20 protein-coding genes and 1 pseudogene are annotated in these 23,534 nt (G+C 73.1%); 9 read left to right on the forward strand and 12 right to left on the reverse strand.

Features of this window, described 5'->3' with window-relative positions; all coding sequences use genetic code 11:
* Nucleotides 1-66: 66 nt before the first annotated feature.
* Nucleotides 67-2,607, forward strand: coding sequence for a malto-oligosyltrehalose synthase (gene treY / locus JK363_RS25450; protein WP_201877564.1), 2,541 nt, complete (start codon nt 67-69; stop codon nt 2,605-2,607).
* Between the two features lie 216 nt (nt 2,608-2,823).
* Here treY and JK363_RS25455 read toward each other — a convergent pair whose 3' ends face one another.
* Nucleotides 2,824-3,741, reverse strand: coding sequence for a LysR family transcriptional regulator (locus JK363_RS25455; RefSeq protein WP_201877565.1), 918 nt, complete (start codon nt 3,739-3,741; stop codon nt 2,824-2,826).
* 103 nt (nt 3,742-3,844) lie between these two features.
* Between JK363_RS25455 and JK363_RS25460 the strand changes: the two genes are divergently transcribed.
* Nucleotides 3,845-5,374, forward strand: coding sequence for an FAD-dependent oxidoreductase (locus JK363_RS25460; RefSeq protein WP_201877567.1), 1,530 nt, complete (start codon nt 3,845-3,847; stop codon nt 5,372-5,374).
* Here JK363_RS25460 and JK363_RS25465 read toward each other — a convergent pair.
* A complete protein-coding gene (locus JK363_RS25465) occupies nt 5,340-5,624 on the reverse strand; it encodes a hypothetical protein (RefSeq protein WP_201877569.1) in 285 nt (94 codons plus the stop codon). The genes JK363_RS25460 and JK363_RS25465 overlap by 35 nt on opposite strands.
* A 124-nt stretch (nt 5,625-5,748) precedes the next feature.
* On the opposite strand from JK363_RS25465, the gene JK363_RS25470 reads away from it, so the two are divergent.
* The 4 genes from JK363_RS25470 to treZ all read left to right on the forward strand — a co-directional run bounded on the left by JK363_RS25470 (nt 5,749) and on the right by treZ (nt 10,869).
* Nucleotides 5,749-7,113 (forward strand): sensor histidine kinase, encoded by a 1,365-nt coding sequence (locus JK363_RS25470; RefSeq protein WP_236076091.1) that lies wholly within the window; start codon nt 5,749-5,751, stop codon nt 7,111-7,113.
* Complete coding sequence (locus JK363_RS25475; protein WP_201877571.1) at nt 7,110-7,850, forward strand: response regulator transcription factor; 741 nt, start codon at nt 7,110-7,112, stop codon at nt 7,848-7,850. The genes JK363_RS25470 and JK363_RS25475 overlap by 4 nt, the downstream gene beginning before the upstream one ends.
* A 191-nt stretch (nt 7,851-8,041) precedes the next feature.
* Nucleotides 8,042-8,950, forward strand: coding sequence for a GNAT family N-acetyltransferase (locus tag JK363_RS25480; protein ID WP_201877573.1), 909 nt, complete (start codon nt 8,042-8,044; stop codon nt 8,948-8,950).
* A 146-nt stretch (nt 8,951-9,096) separates the two neighbouring features.
* Nucleotides 9,097-10,869, forward strand: a complete 1,773-nt coding sequence (treZ, locus tag JK363_RS25485; RefSeq protein ID WP_201877574.1) for a malto-oligosyltrehalose trehalohydrolase — start codon at nt 9,097-9,099, stop codon at nt 10,867-10,869.
* 38 nt (nt 10,870-10,907) lie between these two features.
* Here treZ and JK363_RS25490 read toward each other — a convergent pair whose 3' ends face one another.
* The 5 genes from JK363_RS25490 to JK363_RS25510 form a co-directional block, all read right to left on the reverse strand.
* Complete coding sequence (locus JK363_RS25490; protein ID WP_201877575.1) at nt 10,908-11,564, reverse strand: LysE family translocator; 657 nt, start codon at nt 11,562-11,564, stop codon at nt 10,908-10,910.
* Nucleotides 11,565-11,639: 75 nt separating this feature from the next.
* Complete coding sequence (gene msrB, locus JK363_RS25495) at nt 11,640-12,047, reverse strand: peptide-methionine (R)-S-oxide reductase MsrB (protein ID WP_201877576.1); 408 nt, start codon at nt 12,045-12,047, stop codon at nt 11,640-11,642.
* Between the two features lie 12 nt (nt 12,048-12,059).
* Entirely contained in the window at nt 12,060-13,505 is a 1,446-nt protein-coding gene (gene murC / locus JK363_RS25500; RefSeq protein ID WP_201877577.1) for a UDP-N-acetylmuramate--L-alanine ligase, read from the reverse strand.
* 91 nt (nt 13,506-13,596) lie between these two features.
* Nucleotides 13,597-14,070 (reverse strand): indole-3-glycerol phosphate synthase, encoded by a 474-nt coding sequence (locus JK363_RS25505; RefSeq protein WP_201877578.1) that lies wholly within the window; start codon nt 14,068-14,070, stop codon nt 13,597-13,599.
* Between the two features lie 95 nt (nt 14,071-14,165).
* Nucleotides 14,166-14,975 (reverse strand): pyrimidine reductase family protein, encoded by an 810-nt coding sequence (locus tag JK363_RS25510; protein WP_201877579.1) that lies wholly within the window; start codon nt 14,973-14,975, stop codon nt 14,166-14,168.
* A 67-nt stretch (nt 14,976-15,042) separates the two neighbouring features.
* Here JK363_RS25510 and zapE point away from each other — a divergent pair, with 67 nt between their 5' ends.
* Together zapE and JK363_RS25520 are read left to right on the forward strand one after the other, a co-directional pair.
* Nucleotides 15,043-16,155, forward strand: coding sequence for a cell division protein ZapE (zapE, locus tag JK363_RS25515; RefSeq protein WP_201877580.1), 1,113 nt, complete (start codon nt 15,043-15,045; stop codon nt 16,153-16,155).
* 135 nt (nt 16,156-16,290) lie between these two features.
* A complete protein-coding gene (locus JK363_RS25520; RefSeq protein WP_201877582.1) occupies nt 16,291-17,688 on the forward strand; it encodes an alkaline phosphatase PhoX in 1,398 nt (465 codons plus the stop codon).
* A 36-nt stretch (nt 17,689-17,724) separates the two neighbouring features.
* Here the strand turns inward: JK363_RS25520 and JK363_RS25525 are convergent, their stop codons facing one another.
* The 3 genes and pseudogenes from JK363_RS25525 to JK363_RS25535 form a co-directional block, all read right to left on the reverse strand.
* On the reverse strand, nt 17,725-18,393 hold the full coding sequence (locus tag JK363_RS25525) for an ABC transporter (RefSeq protein ID WP_201877584.1): 669 nt from the start codon (nt 18,391-18,393) through the stop codon (nt 17,725-17,727).
* 362 nt (nt 18,394-18,755) lie between these two features.
* A pseudogene (locus JK363_RS42730) lies at nt 18,756-19,580 on the reverse strand (ABC transporter ATP-binding protein); the annotation flags it as partial.
* A 44-nt stretch (nt 19,581-19,624) separates the two neighbouring features.
* The gene (locus tag JK363_RS25535) at nt 19,625-20,302 is read right to left on the reverse strand and encodes an AIM24 family protein (RefSeq protein ID WP_201877588.1); all 678 of its coding nucleotides are present in this window, start codon (nt 20,300-20,302) and stop codon (nt 19,625-19,627) included.
* 83 nt (nt 20,303-20,385) lie between these two features.
* Here JK363_RS25535 and JK363_RS25540 point away from each other — a divergent pair, with 83 nt between their 5' ends.
* Nucleotides 20,386-21,183, forward strand: coding sequence for a peptidyl-tRNA hydrolase (locus tag JK363_RS25540; RefSeq protein WP_201877590.1), 798 nt, complete (start codon nt 20,386-20,388; stop codon nt 21,181-21,183).
* Nucleotides 21,184-21,224: 41 nt separating this feature from the next.
* Here the strand turns inward: JK363_RS25540 and JK363_RS25545 are convergent, their stop codons facing one another.
* A complete protein-coding gene (locus JK363_RS25545) occupies nt 21,225-22,130 on the reverse strand; it encodes a class I SAM-dependent methyltransferase (RefSeq protein WP_201877593.1) in 906 nt (301 codons plus the stop codon).
* Between the two features lie 252 nt (nt 22,131-22,382).
* Entirely contained in the window at nt 22,383-23,507 is a 1,125-nt protein-coding gene (locus tag JK363_RS25550) for a baeRF3 domain-containing protein (protein WP_201877594.1), read from the reverse strand.
* Nucleotides 23,508-23,534: the final 27 nt, after the last annotated feature.

Raw genomic sequence — 23,534 nt, forward strand, 5'->3', positions numbered from 1 at the left:
GGGCGGGGCACCCGTATGGGTGCGCGGGCATCTCATGGAGCCCGCGAGGTGGGTACATACGTTCCTATGACGGCTGACCCGAAGGCACCCACCAGCACCTACCGGTTACAGCTCCAGCCCGGTTTCCCCTTCGAGGCGGCGCGGCGAGCCGTACCGTATCTGGCCTCGCTCGGCCTCTCCCATCTGCATCTGTCCCCCGTACTGGAGGCCCAGCCGGGCTCCACCCACGGCTATGACGTGGTGGACCACTCGGCGGTCCGGGCCGAGCTGGGCGGTGAGCGGGGCCTGCGGTCGCTCGCCGGTACGGCGCGGGCCCACGGCCTCGGGCTGATCGTCGACATCGTGCCGAACCATATGGCCGCGCCCGTGCCCGAGCGGCTCAACCGGCCGCTGTGGGAGGTGCTGCGGGAGGGGCCCGCCTCGCCGTACGCGCGCTGGTTCGACATCGACTGGGCGGAGCACGGCGGGAAGCTGCTGCTGCCGGTGCTCGGCGGCCCGCTCGGCGAGGAGCTCAAGAGGCTGGCGGTGGAGGGCGAGGGGGACCACGCCGTGCTGCGCTACCACGACCACACCGTCCCGCTGCGGCCCGGCACCGCGGGACTGCCGCTGCCCGAGCTGCTGGACGCCCAGTGGTACCGGCTGGGCTGGTGGCGGCTGGCCCGGACCGAGCTGAACTACCGGCGCTTCTTCACCATCTCGGATCTGATCGCGGTGCGGGCGGAGGACCCGGAGGTGTTCGCGGCGACCCACGCCACGCTGCTGGGGCTGGTGCGCGACGGGGTGATCGAAGGGCTCCGGGTGGACCACCCGGACGGGCTCGCCGACCCGGGTGGCTATCTGCGGCGGCTGGACCGGGAGGTGCGGGCCGCGGCGGGCGGTGACGGGGCGGGCGGTGGCCGCTGGATCGTCGTCGAGAAGATCCTCGCCCGGGACGAACGGCTGCCCATGGACTGGCCGGTGGCCGGGACCACCGGCTACGACGCGCTGCACCACATCGACGGGCTCTTCCTCGACCCGGACGGGGCGGCCGCGCTGGCCATGATCTACCAGGACCTCACGGCGGCCGGGGCGGACGAGGGCGGCGACTGGGCCGCCACCGTGCGCCGCGCCGCCCACGAGGTGGTGCGGCACGAGCTGGCGGCCGAGGTGGCGCGGCTGGTGCGGACCGCCTCCCGGATCTGTGACGCCTCGCCCCGGCTCCGCGACCACGCGCCCTGGGCGCTGCGCACGGCCGTCCGCGAGCTGCTGGTGCGGCTGCCCGTCTACCGCCCGTACGTGACCGTCGGGGCGCCCGCGCCGGACAGGGACGCCGCGCTGCTGGAGGAGGCGGCGCGGGGCGCCAGGACGGCCTTCGCGGTGGCGGAGGAGGCGCGGGCCGTGGACACCGTGCGGGACGCGGCGCTCGGCAGGCTCGGCGACGGACCGCACCACCGGGACTTCTCTGTGCGTTTCGCGCAGACCGCGGCGGCGCTGCGCGCCAAGTCGGTCGAGGACACCGCCTTCTACCGCTACACCCCACTGCTCTCGGCGACGGAGGTGGGCGGCGATCCCGGGCGCCCGGCCGTCCCGGCCGAGGAGTTCCATGCCTTCGCCGCACGGCGCTTGCGCGACTGGCCCGCGACGGGGACGGTGCTGTCCACGCACGACACCAAGCGCAGTGCCGATGTCCGGGCGCGGATCGCGGCGCTGACCGAGGCTCCGGAGTGGTGGGGCGGGCTGATGGCGGGCCGGCTGACGGAGGCACGGGCGGAGGCGGGCGAGCGGGACGGGGCGGATGTCCCCGACGCCCATGCGGTGTGGACGGTGTGGCAGACCGCGCTCGGTCTGGGCCACGCGGACGCCGCGCGACTGGTCCCGGCGGTGCTCAAGGGCGTCCGGGAAGCGGGAGTGCGCACCACGTGGACGGAGCGGGACACGGCATACGAGGAGGCGGTGGCCGGCTACGTGGAGTCGGCAGGGGGGCCGGGCGACCCCGGCGCACCGGTGTGGGCGGAGATCGCCGCCGAACTCGACGCCCCGGCCCGGGTCATCGCGCTCGGCGCCGCGCTGGTGCAGCTGACCATGCCGGGTGTCCCCGATCTCTACATGGGCACCGAGCACCTCTACCGCGCCCTGGTCGACCCGGACAACCGCCGCCCGCCCGAGCTGCGCCCCGAGGCGCTGGTCGCCCTGGACGCGGGACGGGAGGCGGACGGGGTGTCCGCCGAGAAGCTGCTGCTGACCGCGGCGGCGCTACGGCTACGGCGTGAACACCCGGAGTGGTTCGGCGCGGGAAGCGGCTATCTGCCGCTGCGGGCCGAAGGCCCGGCCGCCGCCCACTGCGTCGCCTTCGCCCGGACACCCGGCGGGACCACGGGTGACGGGGCCTGGACCGCTGGGGACGGGACCGGTGGGGCCTGGACTGGTGGGGCCGAGGCCGGGGGGGCGGTCACGGTGGTCACCCGGCTGTCCCGGCGCCTGTCGGCGGCGGGCGGCTGGGGCACCACCCGGCTGCCGCTGCCGCCCGGCCACTGGCGGGACCTGCTGACCGGCCGCACGGCCGAGGGGCCCTGTCCACTGGGCGAACTCCTGACCCGTCTCCCGGTGGCCCTCCTGGTGCGCGCGTGACACAGCCACAGCCGGGAGCAAGGCCGGGGCGCGGTGCGGCGCGCGGCGGCCATCGGGCCGCGTTCCGGCCACCGCCGCAGACACAGCAGGCCCGGCCGGTGGCGCCGGTCCCCCTGCCTGGCGACCAGCCGCCCGATGCCCGACCGTGCCGACCGTGCCGACCACCGACCAAGGCCAACCGGTCGGACATCCAACAGCGGTCGCGGACGGGCTGTCTCACGCCACGGTGTCCCGGCCTTGCTCCTGGGCGGCCGCCACGCGGCCCAGATGTGCCGTGCGGCCGAGGACATCGACAAAGGCGGCGGACGCGCCCGTCAGGGACACCCGTGAGAACGCGGCCAGTTCGCGGTGCCAGGGCGGATCGAGGGGCACCACCGCGCAGCCGTGCCCGGCGGCGACATGCGCGGGGGTGATGACGATGCCCGCACCGGTGGACGCCATCCGCACGGCCGTGGAGGAGTGCTCGGTGTGCACCCCGTCGCGCGGGACGAACCCCGCCCGCTCACAGGCCAGATCCAGAAAGCGGCGCCCCTCGACCACCGGCTCCAGCGCACAGCGCACCCAGTCGCGGTCCGCCAGCTCCGCCAGCCGTATGGACTCCCGCCGGGCCAGCGGGTCTCCGTCGGGGACAACCACAACGATCTCCTCCCGGCCCAGGGGGACCACGGGGCCCGGCCACTGCTTCGGGCGGTGGCCGATGGCCAGGTCGGCCACCCCGCGCTCCATCCGCTCACACAGCTCATCACCGGTCGCGTACTCGCGCACCACCAGCCGCACACCCGGGTGTTCACGCCGCCAGTGGGCGAACACCTCGGGCAGGACGCCGACCGCCAGGGCGTGCAGGGTGGCGATGTGCAGTTCGCCACCCTCGGTCCCGGCGGCGGCCTGTGCCGCGCGCCGCGCCTGCCGGGCACTGCGCACCGCCCGTTCGGCGTGCGGCAGATAGGCACGCCCCATGGCCGTCAGCCGCACCCCGCGCGAGAGCCGCTCGAGCAGCGGTCCACCGACCTCCGCCTCCAGAGCCTTGACCTGGTGCGACAGCGTCGGCTGGCTGACCCCCAGCAGTTCGGCGGCGGCGGTGAAGGAGTCCTCCTCGACCACCGTGACCAGATATTCCATCTGCCGCAGACTCATCCGCTCCCCCTGTGCCGCGCAGATCCGCCATGCAGAGAATCCATCGGAATCATAAAAGCTATGCCTTGGACTCATACCGCGCCCCGGGCGGAGGGTTACGTCCATGGATGAAACCGACGTCATCGTCATCGGGGGCGGCACCGGCGGCTACAGCACCGCACTGCGCGCCGCCGCCCTGGGCCTGGAAGTGGTACTCGCCGAACGCGATCTGATCGGCGGCACCTGTCTGCACCGCGGCTGCATCCCCAGCAAGGCCATGCTGCACGCCGCCGAACTGGTCGACGGCATCGCGGAGGCCCGGGAGCGCTGGGGCGTCAAGGCGTCCCTGGACGCGGTGGACTGGTCCGCCCTGACCGCGACCCGCGATGACATCGTGACCCGCAACCACCGTGGAGTGGAGGGAACTCTCGCCCACGCGGGTGTCCGGGTGGTGCGCGGCTCCGCCGCCCTGACCGGCCCGCGCACGGTCCGCGTCACCCCGGTGACCGCCACCGGGCCGGACGGAACTCCCGGCACCGGGGACGGGCAGGGGGTGAGCGAGTGGACCGCACGCCGCGGCATCGTGGTGGCCACCGGCTCCCGGCCCCGCACCCTCCCGGGTCCGGCACCGGACGGCCGACGGGTCGTCACCAGCGATGACGCCCTCTTCGCCCCCGGTCTCCCCGCCTCCGTGCTGGTGCTGGGCGGAGGCGCCATCGGGGTCGAATACGCCTCCCTGCACCGCTCCATGGGGGCGCAGGTCACCCTGGTCGAGGCGGCGGACCGGCTGCTGCCGCTGGAGGACGCCGATGTCAGCCGCCATCTGACCCGCGGGCTGAAGCGGCGCGGTATCGAGGTGCTGACGGGGGCCCGGCTGGAGGAGGCCGAGCCGTACGACGACGGGGTGCGCGCCACCGTCCGCACGGCCCGTGGCGAGGTACGGACCCTGGAGGTCGAACGGCTGCTGGTGGCCGTCGGCCGTGCCCCGGTCACCGACGGACTGGAACTGGCCGCCGCCGGACTCGCCACCGACGAGCGCGGTTTCCTCGCCCCTGCCGACTGGTCGCGGCTGGAGACCGCGGTGCCGGGCATCCATGTCGTGGGCGATCTACTTCCTCCCCCTTCCCTCGGACTGGCGCATGCCTCCTTCGCGGAGGGGCTGGTGGTGGCCGAGACCCTGGCGGGCGGCACACCCCGCCCCGTGGACTACGACGCCGTGCCCCGTGTGACCTACTCCAGCCCGCAGACCGCCTCCGTCGGCCTCTCGGAGGCGGCGGCCCGGGCTCGGGCGGGCGACGACGCGGTGGTGGTCAACACCATGCCGCTGACCGCCATCGCCAAGGGCATGGTGCACGGGCAGGGAGGCATCGTGAAGGTCGTCGCCGAGCGGGCGGCAGGATCCGGATCGGCGGTCTCAGCGGGATCGGCACCGGTACAGGCATCGGAGCCGGCATCCGCGCCGGCCGGACGCATTCTCGGCGTTCATCTCGTGGGCCCGCATGTCTCGGAGATGATCGCGGAGAGCCAGCTCATCGTGGGCTGGGACGCCGAACCCGCCGATGTCGCCCAGCACATCCACCCGCACCCCACCCTCTCCGAGGCGGTCGGCGAGACCTACCTCACTCTGGCCGGGCGCGGTCTCCATCAGCACTGACCGATGCGCCGGTCTCCGCCGCCGCGGTTATCTTCGGGCCCTGGGGACGCCCGGCCATCCCCTCGGCAATCATGACCAGGACCACGCCGAGCACCAGGATCACCGCGCTCGCGATCCACTCATGACCGTCGACGAAGGGCAGATGACCCAGCAAGCCCCAGAACCGGAACCAGCCCACCAGCTCATGCACCAGCCCGGCGAGGCCCCAGAACACGAGGATCGACCCCGCCCCCTCCAGTACCTTCTTCATGCTTCGAGGCTAGGCACCGGGTGCGGGGCGGCGGATCGGCCGAAGGTATCGCGCCGCCCGACTTTGGTCGCTTCCCTTGCCGGGAGCGACGACCCCGCCCCCGCCCGTCGTTACATTCGTCCGCATGGGCAGCTCATCGACCACGCGTCCACCGCGCCGCACCGTACGCGACTGGTTCGTCGACCCCAGCATCATCACGCTGGCGGCCTTCTTCTCGCTCTTCGCCTCCGCATCGGTGGCCGAGGATCCGTCGATGTCGGACAACGTGCTGTTCGCCGATGTGATGGCCGGGGCGCTGGCCTGCCTCGCGCTCTGGCAGCGGCGCCGGTGGCCGGTCGGGCTCGCGCTGACCCTGCTGGCCGTCGGCGCCGTCTCGTTCTACGTATCGGGGCCGCTGCTGGTGGCGCTGTTCACCGTCGCCGTCCACCGACCCCTGCGCACCGTCGCGCTGGTCGGAGTGGCGGCCGTGGCGCAGCTGCTGATCACCCCCGCCCTGCGCCCCGACCCGGACCTGGCATACCTCGAGTCGGTGCTGCTGGGCGCGGTGCTGATCGGCGGGGTCATCGGCTGGGGCATGTTCGTGCGCTCACGCCGCCAGTTGCTCGAATCGCTGCGCGAGCGCGCGCTGCGCGCGGAGTCCGAGGCGGCGCTGCGCGCCGAGCGGATCCAGCGGCTCACCCGTGAGCGGATCGCCCGGGAGATGCACGATGTGCTCGCGCACCGGCTCTCCCTGCTGAGCGTGCACGCGGGCGCGCTGGAGTACCGATCGGACGCCTCCCCCGATGAAGTCGCCCGCGCCGCGGGGGTGATCCGCAGCAGTGCCCACCAGGCGCTCCAGGATCTGCGCGAGGTGATCGGGGTGTTGCGATCCCCGGACAGCGATCCCGCGGATCCGGCTCCCCCCGACCGGCCACAGCCCGCCCTCACTGATCTGCCGCGGCTGGTCGAGGAGTCTCGGCAGGCCGGGATGCGGGTCATCCTGCGGGACGGGATCGGCGGCACCGCGGCGGCGGAGGCGGTGCCGGGCGCCACCGGCCGCACGGCGTACCGGATCGTCCAGGAGGGGCTGACCAACGCCCGTAAGCACGCCCCGTACGCCGAGGTGACGGTGGTGACGGCCGGGAGCAGGGGCGAAGGGCTGACCGTGGAAATCCGCAATTCGCTCCACCGCACCGTCCCCCAACAGGTCCAGCGATCACGTGCGGTGCGTGAGCCCGTGCCCGCCGGGGAGCAGCCCGTGCCCGCCGGGGAGCAGCCCGTGCTCGCCGGGGAGCGGGGATCCGACGCCCCGACGGCCATCCCGTCTCCCGTGGCCACCCCCGCCGCCGACGCTTCCGGCTCCGTCTCCGCGCTCCCGGCGATCCCCGGCGCGGGCCAGGGCCTCATCGGGCTCGCCGAGCGCGCGGAGCTGACCGGTGGGCGGCTGGAGAGCGGCCCGTCGGACAGCGGCGACTTCCGGCTCTACGCATGGCTACCGTGGCCCGCATGAGTGCTTCCGCGCCGGACTCCCCCGCGCCCACCCCGGCCCCCGCGTCCACACCGCCCGCCGCGTCGGGCCAAGGATCCGCCCCCGTCCGGGTGTTGCTCGTCGACGACGACGCGCTGGTGCGCGCCGGGCTGCGGCTGATGCTGGGCGGCGCCTGCGGCATCGAGATCGTGGCCGAGGCGTCCGACGGTTCGCAGGTCGCCGCCCTGGTGGACCAGTACGCCCCGGACGTCGTGCTGATGGACATCCGGATGCCCACCATGGACGGTCTGGCCGCGACCGAGGCGCTGCGGCGGCGCGAACAGCCCCCGGAGGTCATCATCCTGACCACCTTCAACGCGGATGAGCATGTGCTGCGCGCCCTGCGCGCCGGAGCCGCGGGCTTCGTCCTCAAGGACACCCCGCCCGCCGAGCTGGTGGCGGCCGTGCTGCGGGTCGCGGAGGGCGATCCGGTGCTGTCCCCGGCCGTGACCCAGCAGCTGATCGAGCATGTGGCGGGTTCCGGACCGGAACCCCGCCGGGACCGGGCACGGGAGCAGCTGACCCGGCTGAACGACCGGGAGCGGGAGGTGGCGGTCGCCGTCGGCGAGGGCAAGTCCAACGCGGAGATCGCCGCCGCGCTGTTCCTGAGCGTTCCCACCGTCAAGACCCATGTGTCACGGATCCTGACCAAGCTGGGCCTCAACAACCGTGTCCAGATCGCCCTGTTGACCCACGACGCGGGTCTCCTCGGCCCCTGACGCTCGAAAAAACCTGTGGACACGAGTCCTTCGGCGCTTCTAGAGTGCGGGCACGCCCTTGATCAGGAAGGAGGCAAGAGCCATGGACACCATGACGACCGTTCCGCGCTCCCGCCCCCCGTCCGCAGGGCGTATCCGCGTCTGATCAGGTATCCGACCCGGGAGCGCATCGCTTTCCCGGAAGGATTTCCATGACCGACCTGGTCATCCGCGCGCTCACCGAGAGCGACGCCGATCTGTTCCACACCCTGCCCGACCCCGCGCTCGTCGGCCGGGCTCGCTTCGGCCGTACCTACGCCACCGTCGGCCAGGGCGGGGAGTACCGCCCCGAGTGGAGCTGGGTGGCGCTGCGCGACGAGCGCGTCGTGGCCCGCGCCGCCTGGTGGGCGGCGCCGGGCGGCACCGAGCCCGTCGCACTGGACTGGTTCGACTTCGCCGACGGCGAAGACGAGGCCGCCGCCGAACTGCTGCGCACCGCACCGCATCACGCCGAGTACACCCTGATGGTCCCGCCCGGCTGGCGCGACCGACCCGAGGAGCGGGCGGCGGCACAGGCCCGTGTCGACGCCGCCGTGGCGGGCGGGCTCACCCCGCTGGTGGAGCGCTTCCGCTACGAGTGGACGCCCGGCCACGGGCTGCCGGAGCGGCCGGGGCGGCTGGAGTTCCGGCCGGAGCCCGAGGACGCGGTGGTGGCCGAGGTGCTGCGCCGGATCATGCCGGGCACCCTCGACGCACACGATCTGAAGGCCATCGCCGAAGGCGGTGTCGAGGCCGCGGTCCGTGAGCTGATGGACTTCCTCAGCTGGTGTCCATCACCGCGCGAGTGGTGGCGGCTGGCGTGGACCCCCGGCGGGGAGGTCGCCGGCATCCAGGTGCCCGCACACAATCCGAACGGCCCCTGCGTCGGCTATATCGGGGTCGTCGCCGAGCAGCGCGGCCACGGCTACGCGTACGACCTGCTGGTGGAGTGCACCCATGACCTGGTGGAACGGGGCGCCACCGCCATCGCCGCCGCGACCGACCAAGGCAACGCCCCCATGGCCGCCCACTTCGCCAAGGCGGGCTACCCGGTCACCCAGGAGGTCATCAACCTCGTCTGACGATTGACCGGACGGGCTGACCCGGTTGGCCGGTCCTGCCGGTTGACCGGTGTTGTCCTGCTGCGCACCCGGCACCGCGTCCTCCAGCATGGTCGGAACCCCGGGCGAGGCCGCGAGGTCAGCGGCCACGAGATGAGGAGACACCGGTGCTTTTCGAGGTATGGGCGCCGCACGCCGGGCGGGTCGGGCTCCATGTGGAGGGCGTGACGCGTCCCATGCAGCGCGATCCCGCCCGGGAGGGGTGGTGGCGGGCCGAGGCCAGGGCCGGGCACGGGACGGCCTACGGCTTCGCGCTCGACGACGGCCCGCCGCTGCCCGATCCGCGGTCCCGCCGCCAGCCTGACGGCCCCGAGGGCCTCAGCGCCGTGGTGGACCACTCCCGCTTCCCCTGGCAGCGGGAGTGGTTCGGGCGGCCGCTGCCGGGCGCGGTCCTCTACGAACTGCACATCGGCACCTTCACCCGCGCGGGCACCTTCGACGCGGCGGCCGAACGGCTGCCGCATCTGGCCGCGTTGGGCATCAGCCATGTGCAGCTGATGCCGGTCTGTCCGTTCCCCGGGACGCACGGCTGGGGGTACGACGGTGTGGCCCCCTGGGCCGTGCACGAGCCGTACGGCGGCCCGGAGGGCCTGGCCCGCTTCGTCGACACGGCCCATGGCCACGGCCTCGGTGTGGTGCTCGACGTGGTCCACAACCACCTGGGGCCCTCCGGCAACCATCTCCCCGCCTACGGCCCGTACTTCACCGACACCCACCACACCCCCTGGGGCGCCGCGGTCAACCTCGACGCCCCCGGCTCCGACGAGGTCCGCGCGTACTTCATCGGCAGCGCGCTCGCCTGGCTGCGCGACTTCCGGCTCGACGGGCTGCGGCTGGACGCCGTACACGCGCTGCACGACACCCGGGCGCGCCACTTCCTCGCCGAACTGTCCGCGGCCGTGGACGCGCTGACCGCCCGGACCGGCCGCCCCCTGTTCCTCATCGGTGAGTCCGATCTGAACGATCCGCGCACCACGGCACCGCGCGAGTCCGGCGGCCACGGTCTGCACGCGCAGTGGAACGACGACTTCCATCACGCTCTGCACACCCTGCTCACCGGTGAGCGTCAGGGCTACTACGCCGACTTCGCCGCCGCGGGCGCCGGTGCCCTGGCCAAAACGCTGACCGGTGGCTTCTTCCACGACGGCACCCACTCGGCCTTCCGGGGCCGGGCGTACGGCAGCCCGCTGAACACCCTCACCACCCCCGCCCACCGGCTGCTCGGCTATGCCCAGACCCATGACCAGATCGGCAATCGCGCGATCGGCGACCGGCTCTCCGCCACCCTGTCCCCCGGTCTGCTGGCCTGCGCGGCGGCCCTCGTGCTGTGCTCGCCCTTCACACCGATGCTGTTCATGGGCGAGGAGTGGGGCGCCGGTACGCCGTGGCAGTACTTCACCGGCCATCAGGACCCGGAGCTGGCCGAGGCGGTACGGCGGGGACGCCGCCGTGAGTTCGCCGCCCACGGCTGGGCCGAGACGGATATTCCCGATCCACAGGATCCGGCCACCCGGCTGCGGTCCTGCCTCGACTGGTCGGAGCCGGAGCGGGAGCCGCATACGGAACTCCTCGACTGGCACCGGCGGCTGATCGCGCTGCGCCGCGCGGAGCCGGCGCTCACCGATCCGGGCTGGCCGGCGTCCGAGCCGTCCGGCGGGGTGCCGACCGCGGCGGACGACGGCTGGTTCGGCTTCCGGCGCGGCCCGCTTTACGTTCTCGTCAATCCACAGGACCGCCCGGCCGGGATCCCGCTCGGGACCGGGCCCGGTGCGGTCACCGAGGTGGTGGCCGCCTGGCGACCGGTCGAGCTCCCGGGCGCGGAGGGCGTCCTGCGGCTGCCGCCCGAGTCGGCCGCCGTCCTGCGCCACGGGACGGGCTGACGCCCCGGGCCGAACCCGAAGCCGTTCGGCCCGAGGGCTCAGCCCTCCACCGCCATGCGTACGCCCAGGGCCACCAGCACCCCGCCGGAGACCTGCTCCATCCGGCGGCGCACCACGGCCCGGCTCAGCAGGCCCTTCATCCGGCTCACGCACCAGACGTACAGCGAGTAGTAGCCGATCTCGTAGACCGCCCACACCGCCGCCAGCACCACCATCGTGGGCAGCTTCGGCGCGCCGGACGGCACGAACTGCGGCAGGAAGGAGAGCGCGAAGACGGCCGCCTTGGGGTTGGCCAGGTTCATCACCAGGCCCGCGCGGTACGAGCGCCGGCCGGAGCCGGGTGCCCGCGGCGCGGGATCCACGGCCTCCTCGGCCTCCGTTCCCGGCTCCTCTCCCCCGCCCTCCCGCTTGGCGCGCCGGGCCGAGCGGAGCGTCTGGACGCCGAAGCCCACCAGCACCACCGCGCCGGTGATCCGCATGACGTTGTACGCCACTTCGGAGGCGGCGAGCAGCCCGGTCAGCCCGAAGGCGGCGACCAGGCCCCAGATGAAGATCCCCGTCTCATTGCCGAGGACCGTCATCAGGCCCGCCCGCTTGCCTGCGAGCGAATGCCGGATGATCAGGACGGTACTCGGGCCGGGTGCGGCGGCGATCAGTGTGCAGGCGCCCAGGAAGGCGATGAGCGTACTCAGCATCGGGCCATCGTCGGCCCGGCCGCACCGATCGCGCCACCCCCTTGTCAACCGTCCGGGACCACCCGGCCCACGGCGTCAGCTCTCCCGGGGCGTCAGCCGCAGCGAGATGGAGTTGATGCAGTACCGCTGGTCGGTCGGGGTCGGGTAGCCCTCACCCGCGAAGACATGCCCCAGGTGGGAACCGCACCGGGCACAGCGCACCTCGGTGCGGACCATGCCGTGGGAGCGGTCCTCGATCAGCTCGACGGCGGAGGAGTCCGCCGGGTCGTAGAAGGACGGCCAGCCGCAGTGGCTCTCGAACTTGGTGTCGGAGCGGAACAGCTCGGCATCGCACGCCCGGCAGGAGTAGACGCCGGTCGTCTTGGTGTCGGTGTACTCACCGGTGAAGGCGCGCTCGGTACCGGCCTCGCGCAGGACCTGGTACTCCTCCGGGCTCAGCTCCGCGCGCCACTGCTCCTCCGGCTTGTCGATCTCGTACCCCATCGACGGACCTCCTCAGCTCTCGCGGCTCGGGCTCTCCGGGCTCTCCGAGCTCTCCAGACGGGCGAGGATCTCCGGACCGAGGTCGGTGACATCGCCCGCGCCCATGGTGAGAACAAGGTCACCGGGCTTGGCCATTCCGGCGATCAGCCCGGGCACCGCGGCCCGGTCGTGCTCGGCGGTCACATCGGCGCCCCGGCGCGCGGCGGCGTCGATCACCAGGGCGCTGGTGATGCCCGGGACCGGGTCCTCGCGGGCGGGGTAGATGTCCATGACGACGGACGCGTCGGCGAGTGTCAGGGCCTCGCCCATCTCGGTGCCCAGCTCCTGCGTACGGCTGAACAGGTGCGGCTGGAAGACCACCAGGACCCGCCCCTCACCGGCGCCGCCCCGGATCGCCTCCAAGTCGGCGGCGATCTCGGTGGGGTGGTGCGCGTAGGAGTCGATGACCTGCACTCCGGCCGCGGTGCCCTTGAGCTGGAGCCGCCGCTTGACGCCGGTGTACACGGCGAGCGCGGGGGCGAGGTCGGCGGCGGGGACGCCCAGGGCGGCGCCCGCGGTGAGGGCGGCCACCGCGTTGAGCGCGTAGTGGCGGCCGGGGACGGAGACGGCGAAGGTGATCTCCGCACCGCCCAGGACCTCGGCGAGCCGCACGGTGACCTGGCTGGTCAGACCGTGCGGAACGATGTCCAGCACGCGGACGTCCGCGCTCTCGTCCTCGCCGTAGGTCAGGACCCGCAGCCCCTCGCGGCCCTTCACCCGGGAGGTCAGTTCACGGGCGCCGTCGTGGTCGGCGGAGATGACGAGCGCGCCGCCCGGCCGGACCCGGCCCACGAAGGTCTCGAAGGACTCGTAGATCTCGTCCATCGAGGCGTAGTTGGCGTGGTGGTCGAGCTCCACATTGAGGACGATGGCGACCTCGGGGGCGTACTTGTGGAAGCTGCGGTCGCTCTCGTCGGCCTCGGCGACGAAGATCTCGCCGCTGCCGTGGCGGGCGCTGGAACCGGGCGCGTCCAGGTCGCCGCCGATGACGTAGGTCGGGTCGAGACCGAGGCTGCCGAGGGAGACCGCGAGCATCGAGGTCGTGGTGGTCTTGCCGTGGGTGCCCGCCACCGCGATCGGCCGGGCGCCGTCCATCAGCGCGGCGAGCGCGTCGGAGCGGTGCACCACCGGGATGCCGCGCTCGATGGCGGTGACCAGTTCCAGGTTGTCGGGGCGGATGGCGCTGGAGATCACGACGCTGGTGGCGTCGGGGGCGATGTGCTCGGCGGCGTGGCCGAGGTGCACGGTGGCGCCCGCCTCGCGCAGCGCGGCGACGGTCGGGGAGTCCTTGGTGTCACTGCCCGCGACCTGTACGCCGCGCTGGGCGAGCACCTTGGCGACGCCCGACATCCCGGCGCCGCCGATGCCGATGAAGTGCGGTCGATCCAGCGCGTCGGAGGCGGTGCCGGCCGGTGCCATGTACGGGTCTCCCTGGTTCGCAGTTCGAGCTGTCGGCCCGATTCTCGCACCCCGCGCCGCCCGGCCCCGCCCATGGCCGAGACCGCCCGGCTCAGCCTCCCGTCGGCTGCCCCTCGTCGACGGCGTGGGAGAACAGCTTGAGCACGGGGACGCCCACCGTGTGGCGGGCGCGGGAGGCCCAGTCGCGGTGGAAGAACTCCTCCACGAAGTGCGGAGCGGTGAGCACGATCACCTCGTCGGCGCCGGTCTCCTCGACGACGCCGCGCAGCACGTCCAGCGGGCGGCGCTGGACGACATGGCCTCTGGCCTGGCATCCGGCCTTCTCCAGGGCCGCCACCGAGTGGGTGAGGGCGCGCTCGGCGGGCTCCAGCGCCTCGCTGCCCTCCGGTTCCTCACGCTCCTGGGCGGCCTGCTCCAGCTCGCCCAGCGCGATGTCGTCAATGGCCCGCAGCAGCCGGTCCTTACTGCCCCGGGGCTGCATCAGCACGATGAAGGAGACCGGATCGTCGCCGTGCAGGGTGGTGACGAACTCCACGTCGGCAGGGGTCAGGGGCTTCTCGATCATCAAAATGCTCGTGAACACGGCAGGCGCCCTTCTCCATTCACGGATCCAATAGCCGGAATCCAGGAATCCAGTCCGTTTACGCGTTTACTGCAACATTATTGGTAAATCCGACGGTAGCGGGTGAAAAGGAAACCGGCTTCCTCCAGGACGGACGCGAGAGCGAATCGTTCCGGTTCCACCAGAGCGGGACCGTTGACGATGCGCGCCGCATCCCCCCCGGCCAGCATGGGCGCCACCGACAGACACAGCTCGTCGAGTACCCCGGCTGCCGTGAACAGCCCCAGCAGCCTGGGGCCGCCCTCCGACAGCAGCCGGGTGTGGCCGCGCTCGGCGAGGGCGGCCACGATCGCCGCGGCGTCCACCCGCCCCGACTCCCGGTCTCCGGCGAGCACCACCTCGGCTCCGGCCGCGCGGGCCGCGGCCAGCCGCTCCTCGGGCGCCCGGCCGCCGGTGACCACCAGCGTCGGCACCACCGGCTCGGTGAACAGCGGCATCGAGAAGTCGAGGTCCAGGCTCGCGCTGACCACGGCGATGGCGGGCGCGGGGGCCTGCCCGAGCGCCGCCCGCCGCTCGGCGAACGCCTCCCGGGCCCGCGCCGGGCGGTATCCCTCCCGGCGCACGGTCTCCGCGCCGACGACCACGGCGTCGGCGAGCCCGCGCAGCACCCCGAAGATGCGCATATCGGCCGCGGAGGACAGCGGCTGCGAACGGCCGTCGTGATGGGCGGCGCCGTCCAGCGAGGAGACCATGTTGGCCCGCAGAAAGGCGCCCGTGGGGCCCGGCGGCCGGTCCGGGTAGGCATAGGCGTCGGCCAGCTCGTCCAGCCCCCATTCACGGTCCTCGGGGCCGCGGGGCGCGGCGGATCCGGTGGTGGGCTCGGTGGACAACGGGAACAGGCGTCGCATACGGCGCAGTGTGACATGCCTCCCTCTCGGACAGAGGCTCCATGAAAAGCGACTACCCTGGACTTCCGTGTCTGCACCAACCACCACTTCCGGCTCGGCAGGCCCGATAGCCGCCGAAGCCCCGGTCGCCCTCACCGCCCGCGCTCCGCACGTTCCGGCCGAGCGCCTGGTCTCCGAGATGGTGCCGCCGCCCCGCTTCGCCACGGTCAGCTTCGACAACTACATACCGGACCGCGATCAGCCCAGCCAGGCCGAGGCCGTCAAGACGCTCAGCGGGTTCGCCGAGGGGCTCGGCGGGGCGAGCGCGAAGGACGGCCGGCGCAGACACTGGTTCCGGCGGGAGTCCCGGCCCACCACCCCGAGCGGCCCGCGCGGGATGTATCTGGACGGCGGGTACGGCGTCGGCAAGACCCATCTGCTGGCCTCCCTCTGGCACGCGACCCCGGCCGCCCCCGAGCTCAAAGCGTTCGGCACCTTCGTGGAGCTGACGAACCTCGTCGGCGCGCTCGGCTTCCAGCAGACCGTGCAGACCCTGAGCGGCCACCGGCTGCTGTGCATCGACGAGTTCGAGCTGGACGACCCCGGCGACACCGTGCTGGTCTCCACGCTCCTCGGCAAGCTGGTCGAGGCGGGTGTGGCGCTGGCCGCGACCTCCAACACGCTCCCCGGCAAGCTGGGCGAGGGCCGGTTCGCCGCCGCCGACTTCCTGCGGGAGATACAGGGGCTGTCCGCCCGGTTCCGCACCCTGCGCATCGACGGCGAGGACTACCGGCACCGCGGACTGCCCGAGGCCCCCGCCCCGCACTCCGACGACACGGTCACCCGTGCGGCATACCGCACCCCCGGTGCCTCGCTCGACGACTTCCCCTCCCTGCTGGAGCATCTGTCCCGGGTGCACCCGAGCCGCTACGGCGCGATGTGCGACGGCGTCCAGGCCGTGTGTCTGACCGGGGTCGGCCCGGTGCCGGACCAGTCGACCGCACTGCGGCTGGTGGTGCTGGCGGACCGGCTCTACGACCGCGAGGTGCCGGTGCTGGCGTCCGGTGTCCCGTTCGACCAGCTGTTCAGCGAGGAGATGCTGCGCGGCGGCTACCGGAAGAAGTACTTCCGGGCGATATCCCGGCTCACGGCGCTGGCCCGGGACGCGAAGGGTCTCGCCGAGGGGCACAGCGGGCACTGAGCCGCCGGGATCCCCGGTACGGGTGGCATCGGGGCGGCGCGCGCAACCGACACGGATCAGATGGTTCCCGCGCGCGCGGGGCGCGTGATACACACGTGCGGTCATATTTCCTGTCCGCCAGCAGGGAGTTATCGCATGTCAGCGACACGACGTCAGGTCCTGGGACGCACCGGTGCGCTGGGCGCCTCCATCGCCTTCACCGGAAGCATCCCGGAGCTCTTCGCCGGTACGGCCGCGGCCGCCGGGTCCGATTCCGCCGGCGGGACCGCGGGCGGTGGCTACGGCCCGCTCGTCCCCGACCCCGACGGCCTCCTCGACCTCCCCGAGGGGTTCCGCTACCGGGTGCTGTCCCGGGAGGGCGACGAACTGCGCTCCGGAGAGGGCAAGGTCCCCAGCCACTGCGACGGCATGGCCGCCTTCCCCGGCCGCTCCAGCGGCAAGCACAGCCGCACCCACCTGGTCCGCAACCATGAGAACCGCGTGGACGCGGCGATCCGCGTCCCCACCGTCCAGGGCCTCACCTACGACCCGGCGGGTCTGGGCGGCTGTACCGCCCTGGAGCTCGACTCCCGCAACCACGTCCTGTCCGAACGCGTCGCCATCGCGGGCACCGCGGTCAACTGCGCGGGCGGGCCCACCCCCTGGCACACCTGGCTGACCTGCGAGGAGACCGAGGACCGGGCCGGGACCCACGGCTACACCAAGGACCACGGCTTCATCTTCGAGGTCGACCCCTACGACCCGCGCCGCACCGGCGCCGTGCCGCTCACCGCCATGGGCCGCTTCCAGCACGAGGCCATCGCGGTCGATCCGCGCAACGGCATCGTCTACGAGACCGAGGACGCCTTCGAGAAGCCGTTCGGGCTGTTCTACCGGTTCCGGCCGAAGAAGCCGCTCGGCGGCACCGGTTCGCTGCGCGCGGGCGGAGAGCTCCAGGCGATGCGGGTGCCGGGGGTACGCGACCTGTCGACGGTCCAGGAGACCGGCACCACCTTCGACCACATCGAGTGGGTGACGGTGCCCGATCCGCTCGCCAAGGAAACCCCCATCCGCTTCCAGGACTTCGGCTCCGGCGGCATCACCCACGCCCAGAAGCTGGAGGGCTGCTACTGGGGCGGGTCGTCGGTCTACTTCGTCTCCAGCTTCGCCAAGAGCGCGGACGGTTCGGCGGCCGACCACTACGGCCAGATCTGGCGCTACGACCCGCAGCGGCGGCGGCTCACCCTGGTGATCGTCTTCGGCCCGGACACCGACCTCCAACTGCCCGGCGAGTCCCCGGACAACATCACGCTGGCACCCAGCGGCGGCCTGATGGTCTGCGAGGACGGCGCGGGCGCCCAGCACGTCTTCGGGCTGACCCGGAGCGGCGAGGTCTATCCGATGGCCCGTGGACGGCAGAACATCGGCACCCCGGAGGAGCCGGAGTGGGGTGAGTTCGCGGGCGTCACCTTCGCCCCGGACCGCCGGACGATGTACGTCAACTGCTACACCCCGGGGACCACCTTCGCCGTGACGGGGCCCTGGCAGCACTAGGGTCCCGAGGGTCCCGCCCCCGCCCGCTGACGTCCCTCACGTCCGTCGCGAGCTGAGAACGCAGGCCAGCGCGGTCGCCCCGGCGGCGGCCGCGCCGGTCACGGCCAGCGGCAGCAGGGGCAGCGGTACGGCGCCGCTGTGCGACCCCGCAACCAGCCCCGACACCGCGGCATTCGCGGGCGAGGCGCCGGCCACCAGCACCAGCAGCGCGGTGACCGCGGTGGAGCAGATGGCCCAGCCGGGGCTGCGCAGCAGCGGCCGGTTGCACAGCGCGCCGACCGCCGTGCCGAGCAGCGCGCAGGCGAACGCGGCGAGCAACCCCGCGGCGGTCGCCTTCACCACCGGGATCCCGATCTGGTGATCCGCGGTGCGCGGGTCGCTGATGAGGGCGACGTACAGGGTCCCGACGGTGCCCAGCGCGAGCGCAGCGCCGAGCGCCGTGAGCACATAGGCCAGATGCACCCGGCCAGGTCCTGCCGCCGCGGCCGCGCAGTTGCGTGCCGCGGCGGGCTCGGTGGTGGCACACACCCTCACGAGCCAGGCCGCCACGGGGAGCAGCGCGGCGGCGGCATAGCCGAAGGAGTCGAGGATCGGATCCCCGGCCTGCACCGTGATGACCATGAACGCGGCGTAGAGCAGCACCGGCGGCAGCCAGCGCTGTGAGCGGGCCAGCAGGGCGGCCTGGTAGCGCAGCAGTGCGGTCATGAGACCTCCGGCCTCGTCGTCGGTGCCCCGGACCGCGTGTGCGGCACCTCCGCCACGGAGCGGATGTGCCACGGTGGCCGGGCGGTGAGCAGGGCCCGCAGCAGTGCGTCGGAGTGGGCCGCGCCGACGCTCAGCCGTACGGTGCGCCGCGCGGAGCCGCCGGCAAGCGGTGCCCGGCCGGCGGCTTCCCCGGCCCGCGGGTGCCCATCGCCGTGCGGCGCGGCGCCCACCGAGGCGATGTCCACCGGTTTGGTGGGCTCCCGGCCAGGCACCTCGCCCGGGCTCCCGGGCGATGCGGTTCGCCGCGTCATCTGTCCGTCGGCACACCCTGGCGGACCGGGCTCGCGGTGCGGCGCGCCGGGCAGGTCCGGCGGCAGGTCGGCGTCCGCCGGGCCCTCGGCGACGACCGCCACCCGCGGGCCCGCATCGCCCGTCGGGGCCGTTCGCGGCGCGTGCGGTACGTGCTCGCGCGGCCCCGCCACCGGCGGACGGTTCTCCGCGGCGCCCGGGCGTCGCTCGCTCTGCGCCGACGGTGCGCTGGGGGCGGCCGAAGCCGGTGCGGCGGGCCGCAGTTCGGCGTCGCATGGGGTCAGCCGGGCGTCGGCGACGCGGAACACCGCGTCGGCGGCACCGGACAGCCGCCGGGTGTCGTGGTCGACGAAGACCACCGCGCCGCCGTCGGCGACCCGCTCGGCGACGGCCGCGTCCAGTACGGTGCGCGCGGCCTGGTCGAGGCCGGTCCACGCCTCGTCGAGGACCAGCAGCCCGGGGGCGCCGAGCAACGCCTGTGCGACGGCCACCTTCTGGCTGGTGCCCTTGGACAGTTCGGCGAGCGGGGTGTCGGCGTGTTCGGCCGCGCCGAACCGTTCCAGCCACTCCCCCGCCCCACGCTCCGCCGCCGCCCGCCCCAGCCCGTGGATCCGGCCGAGATGGGTGAGATAGCCGCGGGCGGAGAAAGGGAGTTCGGCCGGGAACCGCTCGGGAACGTACGCGGTGCGCAGGCGGCCGGTGATGCTGCCGGTGCTCGGTGCGTCGATCCCGGCGAGCAGCCGCAGCAGGGTGGACTTCCCGCTGCCGTTGGTGCCCTCCACCCGGGTCAGCGAGCCCGGCGGCAGCTCGAGGTCGACGCCGCGCAGCACCCAGGGCCCGCGCAGACCGTAGCGGCGGCCGACTCCTCGCAGTCTCATGGCGGTTGAGCATAGGCAACCGGCGGATCGGCCGCCGTCACGGGTCAATTGCCGCCGTTCTTCTCCGGCTTGGCCTCACTCGGGCGCACGATCACGAACCCCTCCCCGTCCAGCCGGAGTTGGACGGCCTCGCCCGAACCTCCGCGCAGCATCGAGCCGATGCTCTGCGAGCGGTGCAGCGAGGTGCGCAGGGCGGTGCTCCAGCCGACGACGGCGTCGGTGTCCACGCACACGGGGTCGGTCGGGGTGACCGGGATGACGATGGGGTTGCCCTCGCATATCAGGCCGAGCCGTCCGCTGCCGCTGAAGACGGTGTTGAACAGACCGCCGCCCGTCATCCCCGCGCCCTTCATCATCTCGATCTTGTAGGCGAGGGAGGAGTCGAAGCACAGGACGTTGCGTCCGTTGATGGTGATGCTGTCGCCCGGGGCGAGGTCCACCAGAAAGCAGTTGGCCGCCTCATGGGCGAACCACGCCTCGCCGTGACCGCGGACGACCATGAGGGCCAGGCCCTCACCGGTGACCGCGCGCTTGAGGAACGTGCCGACGCCCTGGCCGTGTTTCTCGAAGGCGAGGTTGCCGCGGAAGGCGACCATGGCGCCCTGGCGGGCGTAACACTCGCCGTTGACCGCGTACTTGATCGACTTTGCGTTCTGAAGGGTCATCCCCGGCGCGGTGGCGAACTGGGCCATGTACTCGGGGGAGAAGAGATCACTCTGCATGTCCACATAATTCCGGGGTTACCGATTCTTCAGCAATATCCGGCCCGGCCCCGGACCGGCGCCCTGCTGGCAGACTGGGGCGCGTGACCAGCTCCGAAACCCACTCCGCGATCCGCTCCGAGGCCGGCCCGCGCACCAGCCCGTTCCGTCCCGCGGAGACCGACCGGGACGCCGCGCCGCAGTTCGTCCTGCCCCTGGTGGTCCGGATCGAGAAGGCCGCGCCCCCGGCCCTTACCGACGCCCTGGAGACGGCGGCCCGCGCCGTGCTGGTGCTGCTGTCGGACGAGCGGGCGACCGCGGCGGACGGCGAGTGGGCCGAGGCCGTACGGGCCTGGCAGGACGCCCGGATCCGCAAGGTCGTACGACGGGCGCGCGGCGCGGAGTGGCGGCGCGCCGGGACGCTGCCGGGCATCACGCTCACGGGACACGGTGGACGCACCCACGACGGCGGGGAGGACGGCGGGGGCGCCCCTCCGGCGGCCGAGGTACGGGTGTTTCCGCCGGTGCCGCTGGACGGCTGGCCGAAGGAGCTGGTCAAGCTCCAGGTGTCCGGCACCGAACTGGACGACCCGGAACCACCGGCCGTGCCCGACCCGGCCGGGCCGGTGTTGTGGATGAACCCGCATATCGACATGTCGGCGGGCAAGGCAATGGCCCAGGCCGGGCACGGCGCACAGCTCGCCTGGTGGCAGCTGACGGGCCCGGCGCGGGCGGCCTGGCGCGCGGCGGGCTTTCCGCTGGCGGTGCGTACCCCCTCGCCCGAGCGGTGGGCGGAGCTGACGGCGAGCGGACTGCCGGTGGTGCGGGACGCGGGCTTCACCGAGGTCGCCCCGGGGTCCTGCACGGTGGTGGCGGACCACCCGGCGCTGCGGCGGCGCTGACCGCCGCGGCGACGGATGGTCGACGCGACCGGCGTCGGCGCTCAGGTGGTGCGGCGCCTGCGGCGGATCGCGCGGGTGACCACCGGCGGCAGCACATCGGCGGCGAGCCGGCGGACCGGGGAGGGCGCGGGGCGGGCCGGTGCCGGCACGGAGCCGGAAGAGCCCACGGAGGACTCCCGGGGCACATCGGCGTAGCGGGAGCGCGGCGCGGCCGGGTTCGGGGGCTTGCCCGAGAACCGCAGCACCCGCCGCCCCGCGATCTCCTGCACGCTCGTGTGCATCGTCGACCGCCACTCCTCGTCCGCGAGCAACTCGTCCTGCAACGGCCCGGGGTCGCCCCAGGTGCCGTAGAGCTTCTGGGTGCTGAGGCACACCGGCCGCAGCCCCCGGGTGAACACCGCCTCCCAGGCCGCGGCGGCGACGCCCGGGGTGTGTTCGGAGCGGAAGTCGTCGAGGACGACCAGGCCGCCGGGGGCCAGCGCGCTGTGCGCGGTGTCGATGTCGCCCACCACATGCTCGTACAGATGTGAGGCGTCGACGTGCACAAAGCGGCAGCTGTCCGGGCCGACATGGCGCGGCACCACGGAGGTCGGCCCCTGGATGACACGGGGCAGCTCGTCGTGGAAGGCCAGGTAGTTCTGCTCGAAGGCGGTGCGGGTGAGGGTGGCGTACGACTTACGGGCCTCCGCCGCGTTCCGCTCGTCCGGCGCGTCGGCGTCGAAGAGGTCGCAGACCGTGAAGCACTCGTCATCGCCCAGATAGGCGGCGGTGAAGATGGCGCTCTTGCCCATGTAGGCGCCCATCTCCAGGAGGTCCCCGTGCTGCTCGTGGCGCTCCTGGCGGGTCAGGAAGCGGTCGAAGAGCACTTGGTCAAGGCTGGGGAACCACCCCTTGACGTCATTGAGGCTGCGGGGACGCTGCGCTGCTCGCGCGGTGGTGGCCGTCATGCTGCTCTCAGTTCCTCGGTTGCGTGCGGGTGGTGTGCGTGGCATTCGTGGCGTTCGGAGCGACGTCCGGAAGACGTGAGTGGCCGCCACGCTGACAGTGGAAGGCAACGCTGGAGGGTCCCTGTTGTGTGTGTTGTGTGACCGAAAATGCGAGACGAAGTGATGGCCATACCATGGCGAACCTGGGCATAGCGGGGCGTTGGATGGCCGGAAATCGACGTGAAGGCAGACTTCGGGGGACCCGCTGACCGCTCAGAAGCGGAGGACCGCCGCGATGCGGTCGTATCCGGACAGGGCCCCGTCCGGGACGAAGGCGACCTCGCTGCCGGTATCCAGCGCGGCCTCGATGATCTCGTCCACGATGTCCTCCTGGACCGCCGGGCCGTGCTCGGCGGCGCTCATCTCGGCCGCGTCGACCGGCACCAGATGCTCGTCGGTGACCCGCACCGGCTGCTGGTAGTTCTCCTCGACGACCAGCAGATCGATCCGGCCCTCCCGAACCACCTGCCACATCTCCTCGAGGCCGGCGGCGAAGGCACGCCGCCCCTGGGCCTGCTCGGTGCGCTGGATGACCCGCTCGGCGTGGCGGGCCGCCTGCTCGCCCAGCGCCGGGCGCAGCGCCTCGGCCAGCGCCCTGGCGGGGCCACCGGCCAGTCCGCCCTTGGGCACCCGGCTCACGGCGGCCTTCGCCGCCGAGCCCACCTCGTCCAGCAGGCTCAGCGCGGGCGCGAGCCCGACCAGATAGAGCGGGCGGGGATCGGTCGCGAGCAGGGAGTCCAGCCCGGTGTCGACCTGCCGCAGATACTGCCGGGTGCGCTCGTCGTCGTAGATGCCGGGCGCGTTGCCGATCCGCTCCTCGCGCTCCACGTCCTCGTTGTCGCCCGGCTCGGGCTCCATCGGGAATCCGGCCGCGCGCACCTGCTGGAGCGAGCCGTTGGAGCCGCCCCACAGCACGGTGCGGTCCGAGGCGACGGCCAGCACCCAGTACGGGCGGCTCCGCTCGCGCGCCGCGACCAGATTGCGGGTGAGGAAGGTGTCGCTGAACACGACGCGCTCGGGCGCCGTTCTCGGCAGTGACCAGACCTCGTACTCGCCCTTCGCCGCGAAGATCACCAGCGAGTCCAGGGCGTAGCGGAGGTCCGCGTCGGCCACCGCGCGGTCGAGCTGCCCGCTGATGTCGAAACGGGCCCCGCGCGGGACGTCGGGAGCCGCCTCCAGTCGTCGTTTGGCCTCGGCGACGAGGTTGCGCAGCCGCACCGAATCCTGTGCGTTGTGGGTTTCGCGGCGGTGGGTCGGGAGGGTGATGGTGACCGCCGGATAGGGCCTCTTGGCGCGGAGGGCGGTCAGCGTGCGGGATGTCAGACCTGTGGTGCGCATCGGCATCGTTGCCTCTCAACGCTGGTC

This window comes from Streptomyces coffeae (assembly GCF_016741875.1).
In the GTDB taxonomy this organism is placed as follows: domain Bacteria; phylum Actinomycetota; class Actinomycetes; order Streptomycetales; family Streptomycetaceae; genus Streptomyces; species Streptomyces coffeae.

What these genes read in the sequence shown, in the direction of transcription:
- JK363_RS25470 (WP_236076091.1), top strand. Translation starts at nt 5,749, where the DNA reads ATGGGCAGCTCATCGACCACGCGTCCACCGCGCCGCACCGTACGCGAC.
- msrB (WP_201877576.1), bottom strand. Translation starts at nt 12,047, where the DNA reads ATGGGGTACGAGATCGACAAGCCGGAGGAGCAGTGGCGCGCGGAGCTG.
- JK363_RS25490 (WP_201877575.1), bottom strand. Translation starts at nt 11,564, where the DNA reads ATGCTGAGTACGCTCATCGCCTTCCTGGGCGCCTGCACACTGATCGCC.
- JK363_RS25460 (WP_201877567.1), top strand. Translation starts at nt 3,845, where the DNA reads ATGGATGAAACCGACGTCATCGTCATCGGGGGCGGCACCGGCGGCTAC.
- JK363_RS25505 (WP_201877578.1), bottom strand. Translation starts at nt 14,070, where the DNA reads ATGATCGAGAAGCCCCTGACCCCTGCCGACGTGGAGTTCGTCACCACC.
- JK363_RS25465 (WP_201877569.1), bottom strand. Translation starts at nt 5,624, where the DNA reads ATGAAGAAGGTACTGGAGGGGGCGGGGTCGATCCTCGTGTTCTGGGGC.
- JK363_RS25550 (WP_201877594.1), bottom strand. Translation starts at nt 23,507, where the DNA reads ATGCGCACCACAGGTCTGACATCCCGCACGCTGACCGCCCTCCGCGCC.
- JK363_RS25510 (WP_201877579.1), bottom strand. Translation starts at nt 14,975, where the DNA reads ATGCGACGCCTGTTCCCGTTGTCCACCGAGCCCACCACCGGATCCGCC.
- JK363_RS25525 (WP_201877584.1), bottom strand. Translation starts at nt 18,393, where the DNA reads ATGACCGCACTGCTGCGCTACCAGGCCGCCCTGCTGGCCCGCTCACAG.
- JK363_RS25545 (WP_201877593.1), bottom strand. Translation starts at nt 22,130, where the DNA reads ATGACGGCCACCACCGCGCGAGCAGCGCAGCGTCCCCGCAGCCTCAAT.
- JK363_RS25535 (WP_201877588.1), bottom strand. Translation starts at nt 20,302, where the DNA reads ATGCAGAGTGATCTCTTCTCCCCCGAGTACATGGCCCAGTTCGCCACC.
- treY (WP_201877564.1), top strand. Translation starts at nt 67, where the DNA reads ATGACGGCTGACCCGAAGGCACCCACCAGCACCTACCGGTTACAGCTC.
- JK363_RS25480 (WP_201877573.1), top strand. Translation starts at nt 8,042, where the DNA reads ATGACCGACCTGGTCATCCGCGCGCTCACCGAGAGCGACGCCGATCTG.
- JK363_RS25455 (WP_201877565.1), bottom strand. Translation starts at nt 3,741, where the DNA reads ATGAGTCTGCGGCAGATGGAATATCTGGTCACGGTGGTCGAGGAGGAC.
- JK363_RS25520 (WP_201877582.1), top strand. Translation starts at nt 16,291, where the DNA reads ATGTCAGCGACACGACGTCAGGTCCTGGGACGCACCGGTGCGCTGGGC.
- JK363_RS25475 (WP_201877571.1), top strand. Translation starts at nt 7,110, where the DNA reads ATGAGTGCTTCCGCGCCGGACTCCCCCGCGCCCACCCCGGCCCCCGCG.
- murC (WP_201877577.1), bottom strand. Translation starts at nt 13,505, where the DNA reads ATGGCACCGGCCGGCACCGCCTCCGACGCGCTGGATCGACCGCACTTC.